At 46.0% G+C, this 22,102-nt stretch carries 19 protein-coding genes; 10 read left to right on the top strand and 9 right to left on the bottom strand.

Annotation, left to right across the window (positions count from 1 at the left end; translation table 25 throughout):
* Positions 1–30: 30 nt before the first annotated feature.
* Positions 31–1,899 carry a S41 family peptidase gene (locus WC882_02335; GenBank protein MFA5842485.1) on the bottom strand — a complete coding sequence of 623 codons (1,869 nt, stop codon included), beginning with the start codon at positions 1,897–1,899 and terminating at the stop codon, positions 31–33.
* Positions 1,900–2,279: 380 nt separating this feature from the next.
* Here WC882_02335 and WC882_02330 point away from each other — a divergent pair, with 380 nt between their 5' ends.
* The 7 genes from WC882_02330 to WC882_02300 all read left to right on the top strand — a co-directional run bounded on the left by WC882_02330 (position 2,280) and on the right by WC882_02300 (position 11,139).
* Positions 2,280–4,781, top strand: coding sequence for a DUF5667 domain-containing protein (locus WC882_02330; GenBank protein ID MFA5842484.1), 2,502 nt, complete (start codon positions 2,280–2,282; stop codon positions 4,779–4,781).
* A 115-nt stretch (positions 4,782–4,896) separates the two neighbouring features.
* Positions 4,897–6,837, top strand: coding sequence for a DNA topoisomerase (ATP-hydrolyzing) subunit B (gene gyrB, locus WC882_02325; GenBank protein ID MFA5842483.1), 1,941 nt, complete (start codon positions 4,897–4,899; stop codon positions 6,835–6,837).
* A 223-nt stretch (positions 6,838–7,060) separates the two neighbouring features.
* On the top strand, positions 7,061–7,324 hold the full coding sequence (locus WC882_02320; protein ID MFA5842482.1) for a hypothetical protein: 264 nt from the start codon (positions 7,061–7,063) through the stop codon (positions 7,322–7,324).
* Positions 7,325–7,543: 219 nt separating this feature from the next.
* Positions 7,544–7,747: a hypothetical protein gene (locus tag WC882_02315; GenBank protein ID MFA5842481.1), complete on the top strand. Its 204-nt coding sequence runs from the start codon at positions 7,544–7,546 to the stop codon at positions 7,745–7,747.
* Positions 7,748–8,002: 255 nt separating this feature from the next.
* Positions 8,003–9,085, top strand: a complete 1,083-nt coding sequence (gene prmC / locus WC882_02310) for a peptide chain release factor N(5)-glutamine methyltransferase (protein ID MFA5842480.1) — start codon at positions 8,003–8,005, stop codon at positions 9,083–9,085.
* Positions 9,079–10,164: a peptide chain release factor 1 gene (gene prfA / locus WC882_02305; protein MFA5842479.1), complete on the top strand. Its 1,086-nt coding sequence runs from the start codon at positions 9,079–9,081 to the stop codon at positions 10,162–10,164. Before prmC ends, prfA begins: the two co-directional genes overlap by 7 nt.
* Before the next feature lie 111 nt (positions 10,165–10,275).
* On the top strand, positions 10,276–11,139 hold the full coding sequence (locus tag WC882_02300; GenBank protein MFA5842478.1) for a hypothetical protein: 864 nt from the start codon (positions 10,276–10,278) through the stop codon (positions 11,137–11,139).
* Between the two features lie 3 nt (positions 11,140–11,142).
* Here WC882_02300 and WC882_02295 read toward each other — a convergent pair whose 3' ends face one another.
* The 7 genes from WC882_02295 to aroF all read right to left on the bottom strand — a co-directional run bounded on the left by WC882_02295 (position 11,143) and on the right by aroF (position 18,842).
* The gene (locus WC882_02295) at positions 11,143–11,484 is read right to left on the bottom strand and encodes a DUF86 domain-containing protein (protein MFA5842477.1); all 342 of its coding nucleotides are present in this window, start codon (positions 11,482–11,484) and stop codon (positions 11,143–11,145) included.
* The gene (locus WC882_02290; protein ID MFA5842476.1) at positions 11,468–11,761 is read right to left on the bottom strand and encodes a nucleotidyltransferase family protein; all 294 of its coding nucleotides are present in this window, start codon (positions 11,759–11,761) and stop codon (positions 11,468–11,470) included. The genes WC882_02295 and WC882_02290 overlap by 17 nt, the downstream gene beginning before the upstream one ends.
* Before the next feature lie 22 nt (positions 11,762–11,783).
* Positions 11,784–13,802: an L-aspartate oxidase gene (nadB, locus tag WC882_02285; GenBank protein ID MFA5842475.1), complete on the bottom strand. Its 2,019-nt coding sequence runs from the start codon at positions 13,800–13,802 to the stop codon at positions 11,784–11,786.
* Between the two features lies 1 nt (position 13,803).
* Positions 13,804–14,967 (bottom strand): MFS transporter, encoded by a 1,164-nt coding sequence (locus tag WC882_02280; GenBank protein MFA5842474.1) that lies wholly within the window; start codon positions 14,965–14,967, stop codon positions 13,804–13,806.
* Positions 14,968–15,086: 119 nt separating this feature from the next.
* Positions 15,087–16,403 carry a 3-phosphoshikimate 1-carboxyvinyltransferase gene (aroA, locus tag WC882_02275; protein MFA5842473.1) on the bottom strand — a complete coding sequence of 439 codons (1,317 nt, stop codon included), beginning with the start codon at positions 16,401–16,403 and terminating at the stop codon, positions 15,087–15,089.
* A 141-nt stretch (positions 16,404–16,544) separates the two neighbouring features.
* A complete protein-coding gene (aroB, locus tag WC882_02270) occupies positions 16,545–17,642 on the bottom strand; it encodes a 3-dehydroquinate synthase (GenBank protein ID MFA5842472.1) in 1,098 nt (365 codons plus the stop codon).
* 186 nt (positions 17,643–17,828) lie between these two features.
* Positions 17,829–18,842, bottom strand: a complete 1,014-nt coding sequence (gene aroF, locus WC882_02265; protein MFA5842471.1) for a 3-deoxy-7-phosphoheptulonate synthase — start codon at positions 18,840–18,842, stop codon at positions 17,829–17,831.
* Positions 18,843–19,227: 385 nt separating this feature from the next.
* Between aroF and WC882_02260 the strand changes: the two genes are divergently transcribed.
* Genes WC882_02260 through WC882_02250 form a run of 3 tightly spaced genes read left to right on the top strand, consistent with a single transcriptional unit; the run spans position 19,228 to position 20,669 of the window.
* Positions 19,228–20,019, top strand: coding sequence for a TatD family hydrolase (locus tag WC882_02260; GenBank protein ID MFA5842470.1), 792 nt, complete (start codon positions 19,228–19,230; stop codon positions 20,017–20,019).
* Positions 20,020–20,040: 21 nt separating this feature from the next.
* Positions 20,041–20,349: a hypothetical protein gene (locus tag WC882_02255; protein MFA5842469.1), complete on the top strand. Its 309-nt coding sequence runs from the start codon at positions 20,041–20,043 to the stop codon at positions 20,347–20,349.
* Positions 20,350–20,372: 23 nt separating this feature from the next.
* Positions 20,373–20,669: a hypothetical protein gene (locus WC882_02250; protein MFA5842468.1), complete on the top strand. Its 297-nt coding sequence runs from the start codon at positions 20,373–20,375 to the stop codon at positions 20,667–20,669.
* On the opposite strand, the gene radA is transcribed toward WC882_02250, so the two are convergent.
* Entirely contained in the window at positions 20,670–21,977 is a 1,308-nt protein-coding gene (gene radA, locus WC882_02245) for a DNA repair protein RadA (protein ID MFA5842467.1), read from the bottom strand.
* Between the last annotated feature and the right edge of the window lie 125 nt (positions 21,978–22,102).

The raw sequence follows: 22,102 nt of genomic DNA, 5'->3' as shown, positions 1-22,102 counted from the left end.
GAAAGTTATTGAAAATTCGGTTTTGTTTTTTTAATCTTGGAGCAGACCCCATGTGTATTCTTCGGCGTCACGGTCTTTTTCAATTTCATTTTTCATTATTTCAATCGCTTTATTGAGTTGAGGATCTTCGCCCATGGCAATGTTTTCATCCGAGATAGAGACATCGTAATGGGGGGAGAGCCCGATGCCGTTGATGCTGTGAAATTCCGGACTGCGCCATTCCGCGATCGTGAGTTTGAGAGAAGAACCGTCTGCGTAGTTTACGAGGGATTGGACCGTGCCTTTTCCATAGGTGGTTTTTCCAACCAGGATGGCATCGGCTTTTTCTTTGAGCGCAATGGCCATGATTTCCGCGGCGGACGCGGTGTTTTCATTGATCAAAATCACCAAAGGAAGTTTGGCGAATTCACCGTTTCCGGTGGAGAGGTATAAGGAATTTTCATTTTCGCTGTATTGGACAAAAAAGGCGGCTTGTCCATACGGGATAAAATGTCCGATTACGGAATGCACGGAGTTGAGGTAGCCTCCGCCATTGTCGCGCAGATCGACGATCATTCCCGTATAATTGGGGTCTTCTTCCATTAAATCCGTTACGGTTTGCGTGAAGTCGATGAAACTCAGGTCATCAAAAAGATTGATGTCGATATAGAGGATATCGTTTTTTATGATTTCTCCTGAAATATAGCTGAAATTGAGGACTTCTCGTGTGACGGTATAAGTGTAAGTCAGGGGCGCGGTGGTTCCCGTTCTTTTGACGGTGATTTGGACGGTTGTTCCCGATTCTCCTCGGATGATTCCTCCCAAATCCGAAGCGTTCATTCCTGTGACGTCTACGCCATCCACTGCGGTGATTATATCATTGACTTTCAATCCCGCGGCTTCTCCCGGAGCATCCTGGAGGAAATTTTGGATAATGACGCCTTCGTCGGTTTCAAAGAGTGTGGCGCCAATGCCGGAGAGGGTTCCGGTTAAAACATTGTCCAATTCGGTGCTGGCCGGGGGATCCAGGAAAACACTGTACGGATCGCCGAGTGCTTCCATCAATCCTTCGAGCGCTTGGTACATCAAAGCTTCATCGTCGAGGTTGTCGTGTCCGTAGAATTCTTCGTGAATTCGAGTCCATACATCCAAAAAGATGTCGAAATTGGGGATGTCATAAGTGACGGATCCGTTGGTGACCGTGCTGTAGGTGGTTGTGTAAACCGGGCCTTCTTCGGTTTCGACGGTGCTGTCCATGATTTGGTTTCCGTAAAGATAAATGTCCGTGTTGTAAACCAGTTGAGTGGCTTCTCCGCGTGACATTCTTTGGACGGGAGAGAAATAGTCGGTGCTTGCGGGATCAAGAGGTCCGAGAAGACCGTAATTTTGGGCGTAAAGCACGATGGGTGCAAACCAAGCGTCGTAACTCACGTCCTTATAAGAAAGGGTCCATTCGCTTTCGTTGAGTAATCGGGGAAGAGATATTCCGAGTAAGGAGAGAACGTGTTTGGCGGCTTCGACTCGAGTGATGGGTTCATTGGGGTAAATGGCTTGTTTATCGTCTAAAATACCCAATTCGAACGCGCGCTCAATGTAAGGGGCAAACCACATACTTTTTGGAACATCGATGTAATGATTGGAATATTGGGTGACGGTGTCGGGATCGAATCCATAATTTTTTAATAAAATTTTAATGAATTCGGCGCGGGTGATGGATCTTTCAGGGTAGAAATAAAAGCCGGAATAACCTTGGACAACGCCTTTGTCTTGAAGGTATTGAATGGTGTCGGCGTAGGTGGTTCCGAGATCCTTAAAAGGAGTGCTTGCGGAAGAGATTGGAACTTGGAAAAAAACCGTCATTAAAAGAGCGGCGAGAATGAAAGGCGCGCCACGTCGCATGAGACGAGAAAAGAAATCCATTGGGTTAGGATTAAAGAATGAGAAAGGCTTAAAAGTGGGGTCCTTAAGCCATTTTTTGAAGCGTGGCCATTGTAGCGCAAGAGAAAGCGAAAACAATAGAAAAATAATAACGAATGTCGAGTGACAATTCGTTTTTCTTTTGTAACTGCTTACTGAGTTTGTCATTTTAAATCAAGATTCGTAGCCGGAATCCGCTTTTCGGCACCGACATTTTTTTGATTCCAGCGATCAGAAAATGTCTACGCGCTCGCTCTCATGGGCGGCGCTAAGAAAAATTATAGCGCCGCACCAAGCCCATGAGAGTTCCGCGAGTTGCCTCTAAGCGAATTCCAGTTGCTTTCCCTTTCTCTTTCCTTTTAACCTTAAAACCTGTATAATATATGAATAGAAATAACCTTATTTCCCCTCCCTTGGACAATCCTGCGCCCACATCGTCATTGTTTTCGTTCAAATTGAGGCTTCCGCTGGTGATTTTTTTGGTGGTGCTCGCAGGGGCGGCGTTTGTATTTTCCGGGGTGTGGGAAGGGAGTTCTCCAACCTCATATGAAGAGGATGTTTCGCTTGTTTCTTATGTGCCGGAAGGCACGGTGGAAATGGTTGTTCCTGCGGTGGATTTGATTACGGATCAGGTCATCGATTCATCGGCTTGGCTGCCGTTTGAGGATCCTACTATTTTGTCCTCAGGCATGATGTTTCGGACCGGAGATCAGAGTGAATTTGTGATTTATTTTCGTTCTACGGATTTGATTCGATTTTTTCCCAATACGGAAGTGATTGTTGAATCCGTGGATACGTCGGTTTATCCCATGGAGTTTCTTTTTCGTTTGAAGACGGGTTCGGTTTGGATTTCCACTCTTCAAGGAACTTCAAATCTTGCGATTGAAACCGATCGTCTTCGCATTGAGCCGGAAGAAGCGTCAACCTACATTCGTTACGCAGAAGGGGAGGCGTTTATTTTGTCCGCTTATCATGAGACACGCGTTTCCTTTTTGGAAGACGCGCCTGAGGATTTCACCGGAGCCATCGCTCCTGCGGTTTTGAACGATTATCTTCTCACCGAGTTGCATCAAGTTTCCATTAGCGAATCCGGGATTCAGCCGGTATTGGCTCAACTTCGCTACACCAAACTCACCAAGGAATTTCCTTTTATTTATGTGGCGGAAACCGATTTTGAAGACGAGTGGACCCTTCAGCTTGTCGCGGATCGCGATCGTTTGGCCAAGGCGTACACGAATTTTGTATCTTTTTTACGACGGGAAGGCGAGGCCGGAGCCAGTCCGGATACGTTTGGGTATCGATGGCATGACGCGTACCTCAAGATTCGCGATGCGTTTACGTTGGATAAAACTCATTTAAAAGAAGTCCAAGATCGTGAAAAACTGGAGGTGCTGTATCAATCGCTGTATTTGATTTTGGCCGGGGATCCGGTGGGTGCGGTGGAACGACTTCAACGATTCCAGGGGTTTTCAATGGATGTGACTCAATTTTCCGAGTTTTATATATTGGATCAAGTGTTCCATACTGTTAATTTTGGAAGTGATTTTTATCCGGTGAAAGAATTGTTTCGTGAGTTGCAGTTGGGGGTGATCACCGATGTTTCGCAAAAATTGGATTTTTCGTTGCATTTTTTAAGAGATCGGTTGAATGAAGTGTACGATCTTTTGGATGACGGGGATTTGAGGAATGCCAAAGAAGCGTTGTACGCGTACAACACCGAGTGGAAAAGTTTGATGGAAAGCGCGGGAACGGATTTGCGAGATCAGGTTCAGTTTTTGACCGAAGAGCGGCAAGTTTTACAAAATTTATTGGTTCGCGAGCCCACGTTTTATGATGCGGATTTGTATACGGTTTTGAGTGAGTTGGAAGATCGAATTTTGACGCTCACGGCCGAGGAATACGATTTAAATGAGGAACGACAGGCGTTTGTTCAAGATAAGATTCGAATGCTTTCCAAATTGGTTTCTTACATTGATGCCGGCACGATCGGGGTGGATACCGGGGTTGCGCTCGCGGATTTGTTATTGGAAGATGCTCAAACTTTATTGAACGGGATTACGCAGATTGCGGCGGTGAATCAGTATTTTTCGGAAAAATTGATTGAAATGGATGCTATGTTTCGATTTTTGGATTCGCCGGATTACAAGTTGGGAGAGGGCACGTTGGAAGAAAAATTTGCGGCTTATCTTCAAAAAGAAACGGATATGGATGCTCTCGCGAGTTATATCCAGGGATTGGCGGATGCAAGTACGTCCAATGAAGCACCGGCCATGACTCTGGATGAGGCGTTGACTGCGGCTCAAAAACGATTCAATCAGGCTGGGGTGAAGTATACGGCGTTGATGCCGATGGGAGACACGGATTATCGATTGTTTAAGATTGAAGGAGGGAAAGTGGGAGAAATTGATTTTGAGGGGAATTATGATCGAGAAACGGATATTGTTTACGATTTGAGTGTACAAGGAGAAACGTTCTCAACCGGGCTTAAATTGGATCTTGTGGTGAATGCGATTTCAACCATGGGGGAGACGGGGGAAGAGGTTGGGGACGATTTCGCGACAGAGCCCACGGGGGTTATGGATATTTCTCTTTCTCCGGTGGAGGAATTGGCGGTGCGATTGGTGCGAAGCAGCCTTGAAACGCAAACCGGTATGGATTTTGCCGAAGCTTCAATCACGATTGTGAATTTGGATGAAAATCAATTTAAGGTTACGGTGCCGATGAGTGCAAAGAATGAAACGGTTTTGGTTACGTTTTCATATGATGGGGATGACAATTCTATTTCTGGTGTGACCGGAGAAGTGAATGGCGAAACTTTTGAGGTTTTGGTTTCGTCGATTGACGAGTTAAAAAATGCGGTAGAGGAAGCGTATGCAGGGAATTAAAAAATTTTAAATTGGGGAATGGAAAATGTGGAATGCGAGAAAGATTGCGTCGCAATCTTTGTTTGTGCTAAAGTTGCCCCCGGCAATTTCAGGACTTTTTTATTGAACTTTTTTTATGAATTCTTCTCCTTCAACTTCTTCTTCTACCGCGACTACTTCTTCTTATTCCGCTGATCAAATTCAGGTTTTGGAAGGATTGGAAGCCGTTCGTCGTCGTCCGGGAATGTACATTGGATCTACGGATGTGACCGGGCTCCATCATTTGGTTTGGGAAGTGGTCGATAATGCGATTGATGAGGCGATGGCCGGTTATTGTAAAAATATTATTGTGACCATTCATAAGGACAATTCTATTAGTGTTTATGATGATGGTCGTGGGATCCCGGTGGATAAACATTCTAAGACCGGCAAATCCGCGCTCGAAACCGTTCTCACCGTGCTTCACGCCGGAGGAAAATTTGGGGGTGGCGGATATAAAGTTTCAGGAGGTCTTCATGGAGTCGGAGTCTCGGTTGTGAATGCCCTTTCGGTCCGATTGGATGCCGAGGTTTATCGCGATAATAAAACGTATTATCAGAGTTACGACCATGGGGTGGCCAAGGCGGACGTGAAAGTGACGGGGACGTCCACTCATAACGGAACTAAGATTACATTTTGGGCCGATCCCGCGGTTTTTGAAACCACGACGGAATACAATTTTCAAACGATCTTGAATCGATTGCGCCAACAAGCTTACCTCACCAAAGGAGTGACGATTTCCTTAATCGATGAACGCGGAGAAGAGCTCAATCGTTATCGTTTCCATTTTGAAGGAGGGATTAAGTCTTATGTTCGCCATTTGAATAAAGGGAAGGAAACGATTGGGGAAGTGATTTATGTTGAAAAAAGCCCGAATGAAGGCAGCATTGAGGTTGCCATGCAATACACCCAAGGATTTCAGGAACATATTTTTACATTTGCCAATACCATCCATACGCCGGAAGGCGGAATGCATCTCACCGGATTCAAATCTGCTTTGACCCGCGTGATCAATCAATACGCTCGCAACAATGCATTTTTAAAAGAGAAAGATCTCAATCTTTTATCCGAAGATGTGTGGGAAGGGTTGACCGTCGTGATTTCCGTAAAATTGCCGGATCCTCAATTTGAAGGGCAAACCAAGAGTAAACTCGGGAATCCCGAGATTCGTACCGCAGTGGAGAGCGTGTTTGGAGACTTTTTACAGGAATATTTAGAGGAAAATCCGACCGGAGCTAAGGAAATTTTTGCCAAATGTTCGTTGGCGGCTCGCGCTCGTTTGGCCGCTCGTGCGGCGCGCGACACCGTGATTCGCAAGGGGGCGCTGGAGGGCATGACTTTGCCCGGGAAATTGGCGGATTGTTCTTCTCGAGAGCCCGAGGAGTCCGAGCTTTACATCGTTGAGGGAGATTCGGCCGGCGGTTCGGCCAAGCAGGGTCGAAATCGTGAAATACAAGCCATTCTTCCCCTTCGTGGAAAAATTTTAAACGTGGAACATTCCCGCATGGATCGTATTTTGGGAAATAATGAAATTAAATCTTTGATCATCGCGATTGGAGTGGGGATTGGTGAGTTTTTTGATCTCACCAAATTGCGTTATCATAAAATTGTGATCATGACCGATGCGGACGTGGACGGAGCTCATATCCGAACGCTTCTTTTAACTTTATTTTATCGTTATTTTTATCCGTTGATCGAGCATGGGCATATTTATATCGCGCAACCGCCTTTGTTTAAGTTGTCTCAAGGCAAGAAGATGGAATATGCGTATCACGAGGAGCAAAAAGAAGAGATTATTAAGACGTTTGATAAAGAGATGAAGATCAATATTCAACGTTATAAAGGTTTGGGAGAAATGAATCCGGAACAATTGTGGGAGACCACTATGAATCCGGAGACTCGGATCATGTTGAGAGTGAATGTAGAGGATGCCGAACGTGCCAATAAGGTTTTTGAAACTTTGATGGGCTCGGATGTATTGCCTCGCAAAAAATTCATTCAGACCCATGCTAAGAGTGTGAGGAATTTGGATATCTAGACACGAGCGGAAGCGAGTGTCCTTGAGTAGCGGTTGAATATGGACAGTTATTCAATTTTTCAGCGAGGGCTGATATTCAGTTTTATTTTAATTCGTTTTGTTGAGCCGTGCGTACCGGGAAAGGCACGTTTCGTCTTAGGTCAGGGATCTTATTGGAACAGATTGACTTGCTCATTTTTCTCCTGTAAAATAGATAGATAACAAAAATAAAATCTTTTTGAATATGCCACGCGCTTCGTCTCAAAATGACACTTGGATTGATATGGGCGTTTTGTCGAATTTCTTGCGGAAAATCGAGCGTTTGCAATCCACGGATTCGCCTCAACAATTTCGTTTTAGCCCTTCGTTTGGGGATTTTTGGGTGTTCGAAGTAGAAGACGCCGAAGACATCTTGGGCGGCGTTTTGGCGGTCCAAGATGGGCGTGTGTATGCCATTTCAGAGGATGTGTATGGGTTTGTGACCCGGACGCTGGGGAAAAGAAAATAAAAGTCCTGCAACAAAGAGAAGTAAATCGATATATTTCCCTGTATTTCCTTATGGTTTTTTAAGTATTAAAATGGCTTAAATAAGCCATTATTTGAGGCAAAAAGTGTGCACGCGCACACTTTTTTGGCTTTTATTGGGTTGAAAAAGTTTGACTTCGTCCCGATTGCTCCTTATACTCCGGACGTTATTTTTTTATTCAGACCTTAAAGGAGGTTTTATATGATTTCTGTTTGGAAAAACACTAAGGAATCATTCGATCGGTTTTTATCTCGTTTTGACCATGCGGTCCAACGTTCTCGTGTTGTGCGTGTCTTGAGGGAACGACGTTATCGCAAGAAACCGTTGACCAGGCGGTTGCAACGTCAGGCGGCGTTGAAACGTGAATTCTACCGAGCGAAACGTGAAAAAATGAAGTTCTATTAGGAACACAAAAAAGAGGTCGTCGATAAGGCGGCCTCTTTTATTGAAATCTCATTTAAGGGCGGCGTGTCCGATCCCCGCATTTTGAAAAGCAATCGGGAAGGAAGAATTTTTGTTCAAATGGGAGTCGGACACTCGGATCATGATTCTCGTGTCCTCTTCCTTAAAAATTTTCACAAAAATTTCCCTTTCCCTCTTGCTCGGAGAAATATCCTCAAAAATCCCCGCACCTCCCTTATTACAAGATTTTTTATTAATATGAATGATCCCACCCTCGGCTCTTTTTTGGCTTCTACAACCCCTTCTGATCGTTTGGCTGCGGAATTGATTGTCGGCTATGTCCTGGACAAGAGCAAGGAATGGGTTTTTTCGCATCCGGAATATGAGTTTTCTTCTCAAGAGTCCGATCGTTTGGCGCATTTGTGGTCTCGATTTGGAAAAGGGGAGTCTGTCGCTTATTTGATCGGCGAAAAGGAATTTTTTGGGTTGAAATTTAAAGTGGATTCGCGCGTTTTGGTCCCACGGCCTGAGACCGAGCATTTGGTGGAGGCGGTTTTGGCGCGAGTGCAGGATTCAGGGTTGACGGAGCCGCGAATTTTGGATGTTGGAACCGGGTGTGGGGCGATTGCGTTGGCGTTGGCACATACGCTTCCTCAGGCGCAAGTGTTTGCGAGTGATGTTTCTCCCGAAGCCATTGAGGTGGCCCGTGAAAATGCGGAGCGATTGGGGCTTTCTAAGCGAGTTTCTTTTTTTATTTCCGATCTTTTGGAAAGCTTTCCTAGGGAGGCTTTGAGACCTGATGTGATTGTGGCGAATTTGCCGTATATTGGCACTGAAAAATTTAATTTTGTTGAAAAATCCGTGAAGAAATTCGAGCCTCATGTTGCCCTTTTTGCAAGTTCGGATGGGTTGGATTTGTATCGGCGATTGTTTGAGCAAATTAGTTGTTCAGGCAACGCGAAACAAGTGGGGGGAAAGGGGGTGAAAGCTTGGTGCCCCCGATGGATTTTAGGCGAATTTGGTTCTTTGCAAAAAGCCGCACTAGAGCAGGAGTTACGGCATTATTTTCCCGATCCCTCAGTTCAAATTGAATTTCATACGGATTTGGCTGGTTTGGATCGATATTTTATTGTAGAGTTGCCAAAGTCACCCTGAGGTTCTCGAACAGACACGAACGAAGTAAGTGTCCGATTCCCTGCATTTCATTCCCATGACCTCAAGAAGAAGCTTTGAAAATGCGGGATATGACACTCCGCTGCGCTACGTGTCTGATGAATGTGTGGTTCGACAAGCTCACCACGACATAAGCCTTTAAATATTTTTATTGTTTTCTTATGTTAATTCTCGAAAAACTTAAAAAATTTGCAGATGAACTCGTTGAAGTGGAAGCCAAGATGTCGGATTTGGCTGTGATTTCCAATCAACCCCTTTATCAAAAATTGGTGCGTCGTCGTATTGAACTTCAGTCGCGCGCCAAGGTGTATCACGAACTTCAACAAAACGAAGACACGTTGGCAGAAGCGGAAAAAATGATGCAAGAGGATACGGATTCTGAAACGCATGCGTTTTTGGAAGCTGAAATTGCGGCTGCAAAATTGAAACAGGGGCAGATCATTGAGGCGGCGCGTGTGGCACTTTTACCGGTGGATCCGGATGACAGTAAAAATTGTATTTTTGAGATTCGAGCCGGGGCAGGTGGGGATGAGGCTGCGCTGTTTGCCGAGGAGTTGTCGCGTATGTATTTTCGTTATGCGGAATCGTTGAATCTTAAGGTCAATTTGATCGATAAAAGTGAAAATGAGGGCGGAGGGGTTCGTGAAATTATTTTTAAAGTGGAAGGGCCTCAGGCGTTTGGGCTTCTTAAATACGAATGTGGAGTGCATCGGGTTCAGCGCGTGCCCGTGACTGAGGCTCAGGGGCGAATTCACACGTCCACTGCGACCGTGGCGGTTTTGCCTGAGGTGGAAGAATTGGATCTTCAAATCCGAGATCAGGACTTGAGGATTGATGTTTTCCGCGCCGGAGGGCATGGTGGGCAGTCGGTGAATACTACGGATTCGGCGGTGCGCATCACGCATTTGCCCAGCGGGTTGGTGGTGATCTGTCAGGATGAAAAATCACAGTTGAAAAATAAAGCCAAGGCCATGGGAGTTTTGCGTTCGCGTTTGTACGCCATGGAGCAGGAAAAACGTCAAAAAGAGTTGGGCGAAGCCCGTCTTTCCCAGATCGGAACCGGGGATCGTTCGGAAAAAATTCGCACGTATAATTTCCCTCAAGATCGGGTCACGGATCACCGCATCAAAGTGAGTTGGAGCAATTTGCCGGGTATTATGGATGGGAATATCGCCGAAATCGTTGAGGCGTTGAAAAAAGCGGATCAGGAGGAGATGTTGGCTAGGGCGTGCTGAACACGCACGTAGCGAAGCGAAGTGCGCTTTTTCATGCATCCAATTTTCGATCTTGACTTCTTCTTCTTCTTATGGGACAATTAAGGTGTCCTTTTTTTTATTATATTTATAAAATTATCAAATATGGGCATTTCAAAACCTGCCGTCGCTGCCGCAATGTTAGCCGTTACTCCTTTAGCAGCGGAAGCTCAAGGAATGGGCGTTTACCGTGTGGGGGGAGAACCGACCGTTGAAGTCACTGGCCAAAATTTAATGAATGCTTGTACGGTTCCTCATATGACGGTGGGGCAATTAAATGGATATGCAGGCTCTCTTGGAGACTCTTTAGGCGAAGCGGTGGATGTTACGGATGCGGAGCGATCTTCGGCTCAAGAAGGTGCTCAGGGAAAATTAGATGCCGAGAAAAAGATTTTGGAAGCTCGAGTAGCCACTGTGGTAAAGGGTACGGAGACACTGAAAGTCGAAATGGAAACTATGCTTAATGGGTTACCGACGGATGCTCCGGCCAGTGATTTTTCAGAAGGAGGCGCGAAACGAACGCAATTAGAAGGATGGAAAGAAAAATTGAAAGCTAAAAAGGTGGAATTGGATGCCATTTCTGCGGAATTGCCGTTGTTAACGGCACGTGTTCGCGTCACCGATGAAGGGATTCGCTTGGAAGATGTGAGAAATGCTTTTGCAACATGGGAAAAATCGTCAGGAATAACTTGTGCTGATCCGGTGCAAATTTTTGTTGCGACAAATCGTTCATTCCCGACGAATGCAACAGAAAATGAACGAGTGGGGACTCGAAGAGCTTATAATCCGGGAGTCGGGAGTTTAGGACTTGCCCCGGAATCTGGTTTTGTAAATCGAACTTCGGAAAGGCCTTCTCCTCTTTGGGTTTTTGTGGCTGAGGTACAAGCATTAGAAGCTCAAGCGGGTAGTTTAGTTGAAGAAGCCGCCGAGCTTTCTCGACGTATTACTGCGATGACTCTTTCTCAGTAAACTTTACCCAAGCCTCTCAAGCAATTCCTCGATTTGTTCCTTGAGTTTTGGAATGTCTTTTTGAATGGTTTTCCATACCACATTGATATTCACGCCAAAATATTCATGAATGAGAATGTCCCTCATCCCGGCAATTTCTTTCCATGCGATTTCCGGATATTGTTTTTTGAACGCAGGCGGTAATTGTTTAACCGCTTCGCCAATGATTTCAATGCGTCTAATAAGGGCATCTTGAAGCATTTTCATCCCGCTAAATTTTTCTTTATTGGTGCCGCGAGCGTATTTTTCAATCTCTTTGATGCTGTCACGGATATGTTTGATGAAAATTTTAGGATTTTTTTTCATAGATGAGTTTTTGTTCGTCTGAGATGATCTTTTTAAGATAAGGGTGTACGGAATCGTAGGTCAAAATATCGACTTTTCGTCCGATTTTTTCTTCAAGTTTTAATTTAAGCCGAGAAAGATCCAAGAGGCTGGCTCCTCCTTGAAATCGTACTAAAAGATCTACATCGCTACGTTCGGTTTCATCGCCTGTGGCAAAAGACCCAAAAATGGAGGCTTTTGTGACTCCTTCGAGTTTGAGAATGGGAATGATTTGTCGTTTGATGGTTTGGATAGTCATGCCGCAATTATAACAGAATTTTTTACTCCACCCAATGATTCCCCAAGCTTTTCTTTCTTTTAATGCATGCTTGAGTTACAGCTTTGGCGGTTTCGAGCATGTTGTGGGTTTCTTGAGTTTGTTCATTGATAGACTTGGAGGTTTTTGGAAATGATTTTTCGAGGGCTTGAAGTTGGCGTAACGCGAGCTGCATGCGCGAAGGATGGCGAATAATGCCTACGTTTTCCCACAATAGGTCTCGAATTTGGGTTTGAATCGTGCGTAGACGTTTGAGTTGAGTTGCGGTTGGTCTTTGGTAAGTTGGAACTGGAAAATTCGGGAAAGACGCCGGCGTAGAACGGTGCGCGATCTTTTTTTGAACTTGGCCGCTGAACACGAGGGCTTCGAGTAAAGAATTGGAGGCGAGTCGGTTGGCGCCGTGAACCCCGGTCCAGGCCACTTCACCGAAGGCGTACAGGTTTCGTACCCCGGTTTCGCCATTGAGGTTGGTTTTGAGACCGCCGCATAAGTAATGCGCGGCCGGGGCAATGGGGATGAGGTCTTTGGTGAGGTCGAGGTTAAATGTTTTGAGTTTTTGATAAATTTGAGGGAAGCGCAACTTGATTTCATCTCCATGCAAATGACGCATGTCGAGAAAAGCGCCTCCGTTCAAATCTTGCTGATACACAGCGCGAGCCACGACATCTCGAGGCGCCAGTTCTGCCAGAGGATGAACGCCGTTCATAAATCGTTCATTTTTTTTATTTTTAAGGAGAGCTCCTTCGCCTCGTAACGCTTCACTGAGTAAAAATTTTGTTCGACCTCCGAGTTTGAAGGCCGTGGGGTGAAATTGAATGAATTCGATGTCTTTTGCAGAGAGGCCAATGCGTAGACCCATGGCGATTCCGTCTCCTGTCGAGATGGCCGGATTGGTGGTGTATTTGTAAATTTGCCCGAGTCCGCCGGTGGCGAGCACGGTATTGGCGGCGTATAGATTTTGAATTTTCCCGGCATGAATGACTCGTACTCCATAACAGGTTTTATTTTTTACCAAAAGGTCGAGGGCAAACGTGTGTTCAAGGAGTTCGATATTGGGATGATTTTTTACTTTTTCCACCAAAATGCGTTCGATTTCCATGCCGGTGTAGTCTCCGACAAACGCGATGCGTCGGGCGTGGTGACCGCCTTCTTTGGTGAGGAGCAGTTTTCCGGTTTTATCGGTAGCAAACGGCACCCCAAATTCCACGAGTTGCATGACGGCCGCGGGTCCGTTTTTTACCATGAATTCAACCGCTTTTCGGTTGTTGTGAAGGCTTCCGGCCTCGAACGTGTCTTGAACATGGGCGGCAAAACGGTCGGCCTTGTCCAGGACTGCGGCGATTCCGCCTTGGGCTTTGTTGGTTCCGGTTTCGGCGGCGAGTTTTTTTGTGAGAACCACGACTTTTCCGTATTGTGCCGCGTGTAGCGCAAAGTTGAGCCCGGCGATGCCGGAGCCGATGATGAGCGTATGGCACGGGCATTCCAAAGCGCCGCATTTTTTGCATTCATTTTTTATAAATTGAGGAGATTTTTTGATTTTTTTTAGAAGTGGTGCGACGTTGTTTTTCTCTTTAACGGTGTAGATAAGATCTGCTACACGTTCATAAACGGGTTTTCGTTCTTTCCAGATTTTATCCAATTCCTGGAGGGACGATTGTGTGCCGGTGAGTGAGGGGCGGGCGTAACTTTTTTGTAAGCGTTTTTTGAGCAGGGGAAGGGATGCGTTGAGAAAGATCACGATTCCATTTTTTTTAAAAATTTTAGCGTTTTGCGGATCCATGAAAGTTCCTCCGCCGGTGGAGATAACAACATTTTTTTCTTTTGCCAGACGTTGGGTAACTCTTTTTTCCAGATTACGAAACGCAGGCCATCCTTTTTCTTTCACGAATTGATCAATTTTTTTGTTCATCATGTGTTCGATTTCCTGATCGATATCAAAAAAAGGACGATTTAATTTTTTCGCAATATCGCGACCCAGTCGTGTTTTTCCCGAACACCGCATGCCGGTAAGAATAAGGTTCATTTTAATGCTTTAAATCTTTTCTTAAAAAATACACAAAAGGCAGGGCAAGTACAATCAGTCCCGAACTGACCCAAAAAACATAAGAATTGCCATAGGTTGAACCCAAGGGAGCAAAAAGAAATGCTCCCAACATAGCGCCGCTTGCGTCTGAAAATCGCATTATTCCCGCGCTTCCTCCCACTCGTTCTTGCGGGAAGAGTTTGCGAACGCCATGATACAAAAAAACGAATCCAAATGCGTCGCCTCCTTCATGAATGAGTCGCCCCAGGAAGGAAATGGGAAGAGAGGGGATTGTCATGATGAGTTGGCCTATGGCTGCAGCGATCAGCCCGATGGTTAATATTTTTGTGACAGACATGCCGTGATGAATGAGCACGCTTGCGTACCGGCTCCATCCGTACATGGTCATGATCGCGAGTCCGGTGTATAGCCCCATGACTTGATAGGAGAGGTGTAAATTTTCACGTAAAAAGAGGCCGTATGAAGTATTTTCCGCGCCAAAATGGAATGCCCATAAAAAGATGACTAGGATGAACGCCACCACTCGAAAATTCCAAAGGTCGTTTTTGTAGGCTTTTATTTTTTCTTTGAAAATGATGTTTTTGGGAAGCGTTAGGCAAAATAATGCCATGAGAAGGGTCACGCCCGAGAGGGTGTAGAGCCATGTTTGAAAAGTGAGAAATTGCAACATCGTGCCCCCGGTGAATGTTCCCAATCCCGAGGCGAGAAGGAATGTTCCAACATAAGACCCGATTTCTTTGCTTTTTTCGCGGTTGCTGTTTTTGTAGAAAAAACTGTCGACCGACAAGGTGATTAGGTTGGTCCCGATGCCTCCCAAGATTGAGACCAAGATGAAAATTTGGAAATTGTTGAAGACCGCGAATCCGATAAAATCGCTGGCCAGGAGGATGAAGCCCAGGGCGCTTAAATATTTGGAGGGGATGCGGTCATTGAGAAATCCGATGGGCACGACCACGAGAAGGGTCACAATAGGGAAAATGGCGAAAAGAATGCCTTGCTGAGCGCCGGAAAGGCCGATGTTCGTGAAATAAATGCCCCAGTAAAAAAGGATGGCTTGGGCCAGGAATTTTTGTGCGCTGATGAGGAAGGTGGCGCGACGGATTGGGAGTGAAGATGGTGTGATTTTGGAGTGAATATTGGGCATAAGATGGAGAAAATGATGTCACATGAGGTGATCCGAGGAGAAGGATTCTTGGCCACCGCGGTTCGTTCGCTCCTGCGGCGACTGGTCGCTCAGACACGTAGCGAAGCGAAGTGTCGAATTTATTGATTTGATTGTAAGGGTGAAAGGAAAGGAATTTTCGTTCACAAATTTTTTCCTTCCGCCCTAGAATGATTTTTTATCTTTTTAAGATCCTCCCAAAACCCCGGATACGTTTTTCCTACACAGCTCGGATTTTTAATCACGAGCCCGGGGAGTACGCATCCTGCCATTCCAAAGCACATGGCCATGCGGTGGTCGTTATAGGTTTCGATCGTGGCGGGGTGAAGGGATTTTGGATTTCCGAAGATGATTAGGCCGTCTTTGAGTTTTTTTACTTTCACACCCATGCGTTGGAGTTCTGTGGCGAGAGCGGAAAGGCGGTCGGATTCTTTGATTTTTAGATTACCGAGTCCTTTTAAGGTCGTTTTTCCTTTTGCAAAGGCGGCGACCACGGCCAAGGTCATGGCGCCATCCGGAAATTCGTTGGCATCTACGGTGCCCAATGGTTTGAGCGTTTTGGGTGAAAGAGGTCCGTGGATCGTGATTTGATTTTTTCCTTCTTGAATTTGGCATCCCATTTTTTTGAGATGTTTTAAAATTTGGATGTCGGGTTGGAGCGTTTTTGAAGAAATATTTTTCACTGTAATTGTTTTCCCGGTGATGGCTGCGAGTCCAAAAAAGTAAGAGGCGCTTGAGACGTCGGCTTCGATCGTAAGTGTTGTTGTTTGGTAATTTTGATGGAGTATTTTTAGAGTTCGACCGGGTGCTTTCTTGGGAGTTTGTATAAAAAATTTATTCATTAAGCAAAGCGTCATTTCTACATAGGGTTTTGATGTGAGTTTTCCTTTGATTTTTAAGGTTAAACCGTGGGGTAATCTCGGCGCTAAAATGAGTAAGGCAGAAATATATTGGCTGCTTAAATTTCCTCGAATTTGGACGGATTTTTGAATGAGCGGTTTTCCGTGGATCGTGAGTGGAGGGCAGCCGTTGTTGCTTTCAATTTTGGCGCCCATTGTCGTAAGAGCGTCGAGCAAATCCTTGAGCGGACGTTCGTTCATACGCGCGTCGCCTTCGATGCGTGTTGTGAACGGTTCGTTGGCTAAAATCGCGGTGAGAAATCGGACTGCGGTCCCGGCATTACCCAGGTACAATGGTTTTTTAGGCTTTTTAAATTGGCCTGTGCTCGTAACGGTGAGTGTGGTCCCTTTTTGTTGAATTTTTACTCCCAAATCTTTGAGCGCTTGAATCATCACTTGAGTATCATCTGCTAAAAGCGCGTGTTTGAGCGTGGTTTTTCCGCAGGCCAAAGCAGCCATGAGTAGGGCGCGATTGGTATAGCTTTTGGAACCGGGGATTGAAATGGAAAGTTTTGGCATGGGGGAAGAAGGGAAAAATGTTTATGTCATGGTGAGGAGCCACAAAGTGGCGTCTCGAACCATACATTCATGAAGGAGTTAATAGAGAAGAAAATGCAGGATGCGACCCTTCGTTTGCCTTACGGCTTCACTGCGGGTCTGTTATAGCACTGCCCGCACCTGATCCTCTGTGATGCCTCGTACAATTTTGGGTTTTCCGGGGCGTTTTAACAGCACAAACGTAAATCCGTGAGCCGTGTGTTTTTTGTCGCGGCGAATGGCTTTAAGGATAGGCTCGCGCTCGAGTTTGTCCGGGAGACGCGTGGGCAAGCCGAGAGAGCGGAGGACTTGCTCGATTTGTTCGCAGGTTTTGGGGGATTGAAGTTTGAGATCTACGGCAAGGCGATTTTCGAGGTTCATACCAATGGCAATGGCTTGGCCGTGGCTGAGGCGGTAGCCGCTGGCGTATTCAATGGCGTGGCCGATGGTGTGTCCATAATTGAGAAGCATGCGCACTCCGGTTTCGCGTTCATCTTTTTCCACAATGCGCGTTTTGACTTTGCAGGAACGGATGAGGAGTTTGGTCAGAAGCACGGTGTTGGCATTGCCCGCGTCTTCTGGGAATTTTTTAAGGATTTTATAAATTTTTCGATCCGCAATGAGTCCGTGCTTGATGATTTCCGCGAGGCCATTTTGAATCTGTTTTTTAGGTAAAGTCGCGAGCAGGGCCGGGTCGACATAGACTTTTTGTGGTTGGGCCGTGGTTCCCACCAAGTTTTTTCCGATGCGGAGATCTACTCCGGTTTTTCCGCCAATTGCGGAATCGCCCATGGCCAATAAGGTGGTGGGCACATGCACGAATGGGATTCCTCTCATGAAAATCGAGGCTAAAAATCCACCGATGTCGCCCACCACACCGCCTCCCAAGGCGATGACGCAGGACGTGCGATGGTGTCCGAGCTGTACCATTTGTTCCGCTAATTTTCCAATGGTTTCGAGTGTTTTTCGACCTTCGCCACTTTGGAACGAGATCATGCTGGCTTCCAATCCGGCTTCGTGTAAGGCTTTGAGCAATCGTTCTCCGTAAAATTTACGCGTGTTGGTGTCGGTGACGATGCAATATTTTTCGCCGAATTCTTGATCCTTGAGGTCTGCGGGAATTTTTTGAAACAATCCGGGTTCGATTTGGATTTCATACGAATCGTCGCGCCAGTTGAGAAGTTTGAGGAAATGAGACGAAGAAACGCGAGTGAGCCACATGGGGAGGGAGGATTAAAAAGTGTTTTTAATATATCCTAAATTTTTGAAGAAATTAAGCAGAAAACAAGTGGGAGAGGAAAATTTTTGTGAGCATTTTTAAGGAAGAAATGCCGAGAATCATGATCCGAGGCATTTCGTTCCCATGCGAATAAAAATTCTTCCTGACCACTTGTTTTTAGTTATTTTTTATAACTCTCTGCCTACCGCTTTTGCGATTTTTTTGAAGTCTTTCATCATGTCCACGAGCATCTCCGGGGTGACGGATTGATCCCCATCGGTCATGGCTTGATCCGGATGCGGGTGCATTTCGATGATGAGACCGTCGGCTCCGGCCGCAATCGCGGCACGAGCCACAGGGGCTACGAGAATGCGTTTTCCGGTTCCATGACTTGGGTCTGCGATCACGGGTAAGTGGCTGAGTTCTTTCACTAACGGGATGGCATTGATGTCGAATGTGTTGCGTGTTTCCGGTTCGAACGTGCGGATTCCGCGTTCACACAACATCACTTTATGGTTGCCTTCACTCATGATGTATTCCGCAGCGAGAAGCCATTCTTTAATTGTGCTCGAGAGCCCGCGTTTGAGCAAAACCGGTTTTTGCGTTTTCCCGATTTCTTTTAATAGGTTGAAGTTTTGCATGTTGCGTGTCCCGATTTGGACAATGTCCGAGTATTTGGAAACTAAATTTACATCGCGCGTGTCCATGAGCTCGGTGACGACCAATAAACCGTTTGAGTCCGCAGCACTGCGCATGATTTTGAGGCCTGCTTCGCCCATGCCTTGAAAGGCGTAGGGCGTGGTTCTCGGTTTGAACGCTCCTCCGCGCAAGATGGTGGCTCCGGCTTTTTTCGCGGCTTTGGCGGATTCGTTGATTTGTTCTTCGCTTTCGACAGAGCATGGTCCGGCCATGACTACGATTTGTTTTCCTCCGATTTTGACGCCATTGATGTCAATGATCGTGTTTTCGTGTTTGGTGTCGCGCGCTGCGAGTTTGTACGGTTGTAAAACCGGCATAACGTCGCTGACGCCTGGCAGGGATTTGATATGAGAAACATCGAGACCTCGCTCGTCTCCGATGACTGCGATGACCACGCGTTCGGTGCCGATTAAGGGCATGGGTTGAAGTTTGGCGGCACGCATTTCGTCAATGATGCGTTGAACCTCGGTTTCCGGAGCGTTGCGTTTCATGATGATGATCATGGTGTCTGGTTTTAAAGGATGAGAAGAAGCGGAGGCTTTAATAAAGATAAGGGCGAGTCATATGAGGGGCGAATACGGGACTAAACGATTTGGTACCCATTGTAAAAGGGGTTAAAAAAATAATAAACAAAAAAAATCCTCGTGTGCCGCGAGGAAGAAATTTGAATGCAGAGCGCTTCCCTACGGCAAAGGATCAGTTAAAGTAAAAAAAGTATTCTCCAAAAGCGCCTCGAACAGATGAGTTTTTTTCGGAAACGGCCGAAGATGCAAAGTTGAGGCGATTCATGAGATTTTTTTTACGAGAAGAACATGGAGTAGTTTAGCAGGGAGATTGATAGGTGGCAATGGTTTGTGAATTTTTTATAGAAACGATAGAATCTGCGCAATGCTCATCGATACTCATACCCATCTTTATTTTCCCGGTTTTGTTGAGACGGACGAGGCGAGTCGCGCGTTGATTGAGCGTGCGCAAGCGGCGGGAGTGTCGCCATTGATCACGGTTGGTTTTGATGTGACGAGTTCGTTAAAAGGTCTTGAATTGGCTCAAAAACATGAGTCGGTTTTTTGTGCATTGGGCGTGCATCCGTATGATGGCGCGGGATGGGATTTGTCTGTGGGGACGACTTTTTCACAAAAAATTGAGGAGGATCGGGCATCGGGCTCTACGAAAATTGTGGCCATTGGAGAGATTGGGCTCGATTATTTTCATATGAAAATCACAAAAGAGGAGCAACAACGCGTGTTTCGCGAGGAGTTGCAATTCGCTAAAAAAGTAAATTTGCCGGTGATTATTCATTGTCGTGAGGCGTTTGAGGATGTTTTTGCGATTTTGGAGGAGGAAAAGATGTTGCGTGTGGTTTTTCATTGTTTCTCGGAAAACTTGGAAGCGGCCCAGAAAATTTGGGAAAAAGGGTGGCATACGTCGTTTACGGCGGTGGTGAGTTATCCCAAGAGTGAGGAGTTGCGTCGAGTGGTGGCTGCGTGCCCGCCGGATCGCTATTTCTTGGAAACCGATGCGCCGTTTTTGCCGCATCAGACCTTGCGCGGGAAAAAGAATGAATCGTCGTTTCTTCCCCGATTGGTTGAGACGGTGGCTGAGGTGCGGCATGGATCTGTAGGGAAAATTGAAGAGGAGACGACTCAGAATGCGATCCAATTTTTTGGGATGAAATTGTAATTATTTTTTAATGAAAATTTAATGAAAAATTCATTTTGGAGGGGGCAGTCGCGGTTGTTTTTTGGGCTAATGATGGGCGTTGTTTTTTTGAGTGCTTGTACGTCTGAGCCCGTAGTGAGTGATGAGATGAAATATTATTGTGAAATGGATTTGGATTGTGTGAATTCGTGTGGGTATGGAGCGGTTAATTTTTCTTGGTTTGAAGGGCAAGAAGAATTGTGTGACGATGGGTGTGCCGGAGACCGGATGGCGGCGCCTCAATGCATTGAAAACAGTTGTGTCGCTTTTCGAGAAGATGGGTTGCCGGCTTCCAATTGTACTCACCAATAATTTTTTTAATTCAATTTATTTTTATGCGTAAAATTTTTGTTTTTATAGGGTTTCTTTTTTTAGTGGGGATTGGGATTTGGGTATTTAAAACCGTAGAAAACAATAAGATGGCTTATTATTGTGAAACCGATGCGGATTGCATGAATTCTTGCGCGTATGGGACGCTCAATGTAGAATGGTATGCCGAAAATATTGATTCCGATATGGAATGTTTGGATGGGTGCAATGGGCCGTGGTCCGCAGCTCCGCAATGCATCTTGAATGTATGCACCGCTTTCCTTTATAACGGGGAAGAAAATCCGGGGTGTACGAGACAATAATTAAATCATTCCCAGCATTTCTTTGAGGGTGTTGATTTTTCCGGGAACTAGAATTTGAGAACTCCATTGTTTGGCTTCGTGCAGTCGTTTTTTATGTTGGTTTCCTTCACGGATTTCTCCGGAAAGTCCGATTTCTCCGAATGCGGTGAGGTCTTGGGCTAGAGGTTTTTTATAAAAAGAAGAGGCGATGGCGAGGCAGACCGCAAGATCTACGGAAGGATCTTTGATTTTGAGTCCGCCCACCACATTTACATAAACGTCTTGATTGCCGAGATTGAGGCCTGCATGTTTTTGAAGCACGGCGATGAGTAATTCAAGCCGAGTGAGGTCGAATCCCGAGGCTGCACGTTTGGGATAACCAAAAGCGGTGGTGTGAGTGAGGGCTTGAATTTCGACAAGGAGCGGGCGAGTGCCTTCCAGGGTGACGGTCAGACAGGATCCGAGCGGATTATTCGGGCGATGCTTGAGCAACATTTGAGAAGGATTGGAAACTTCTTTGAGCCCGGTTTCCGTCATTTCGAAAATTCCAACTTCTTGAGTGGATCCGAATCGATTTTTAACTCCTCGGAGGAGGCGTAAGTCGTGGTAACGATCGCCTTCGAGATAAAGAACCGTGTCCACAAGATGTTCGAGAGTTTTGGGGCCTGCGAGATTTCCGTCTTTGGTCACATGGCTCACGATGAGCAGGGACATGTTTTTTGATTTCACGTGTTCCATGAGCGCTTCGGCGCACGCGCGAACTTGGGTGATGCCGCCGGCCATGCCTTCGGCGTTTTCAGTGGACATGACTTGAATGGAATCGATGATTGCGAAATCGGGTTTTTGTTGATCCAGTAGCGATAAAATTGGCTCGAGGAATGTTTCATTCACGAGCAGGAGTTTTTCGGATCGTATTCCCAAGCGTTTGGCGCGGAGCGCGATTTGGGCCACGGATTCTTCTCCGGAAATGTAAAGGATTTTTGATTTGGATTTACTGATCCCTTCGCAAAGCTCGAGAGTGAGCGTGGATTTTCCAATCCCGGGTTCTCCTCCTAAAAGGAGTAGACTTCCGTTGACCAAACCGCCGCCGAGCACGCGGTCGAATTCATTAATTCCGGTGGGCGTGCGTTCCATGTTTGTTAAGGTTTCTGAAAGGGGAGTGGGGATTGGGGTTTGAAGGTTGCGGTGTTGGCGCTCTTTGGCCGGAGAGTCGGTGCGAATCGTGTCTTCGATCAAGCTGTTCCACGCGTTGCATTGGGGGCATTTTCCAACCCATTTTGGGCTTTGTGCGGCGCACGATTGGCAGACGAAGATGGTTTTGAGTCTCATGGCTTTACTATAGCAGGTGATGATTAAATTTTTCTAACAAAAAGATGAACACTACAGTGGATTTTATAAATTCCTCTTGGTCTTCCCGGTTTTTTTCATTAAAATAGCGCCGCTTTGTTCATTGA

This window comes from Candidatus Gracilibacteria bacterium (genome assembly GCA_041658685.1).
Classification (GTDB): Bacteria; Patescibacteriota; Gracilibacteria; order UBA1369; family UBA12473; genus JBAZZS01.
This window is presented reverse-complemented; position numbering and strand designations above follow the sequence as displayed.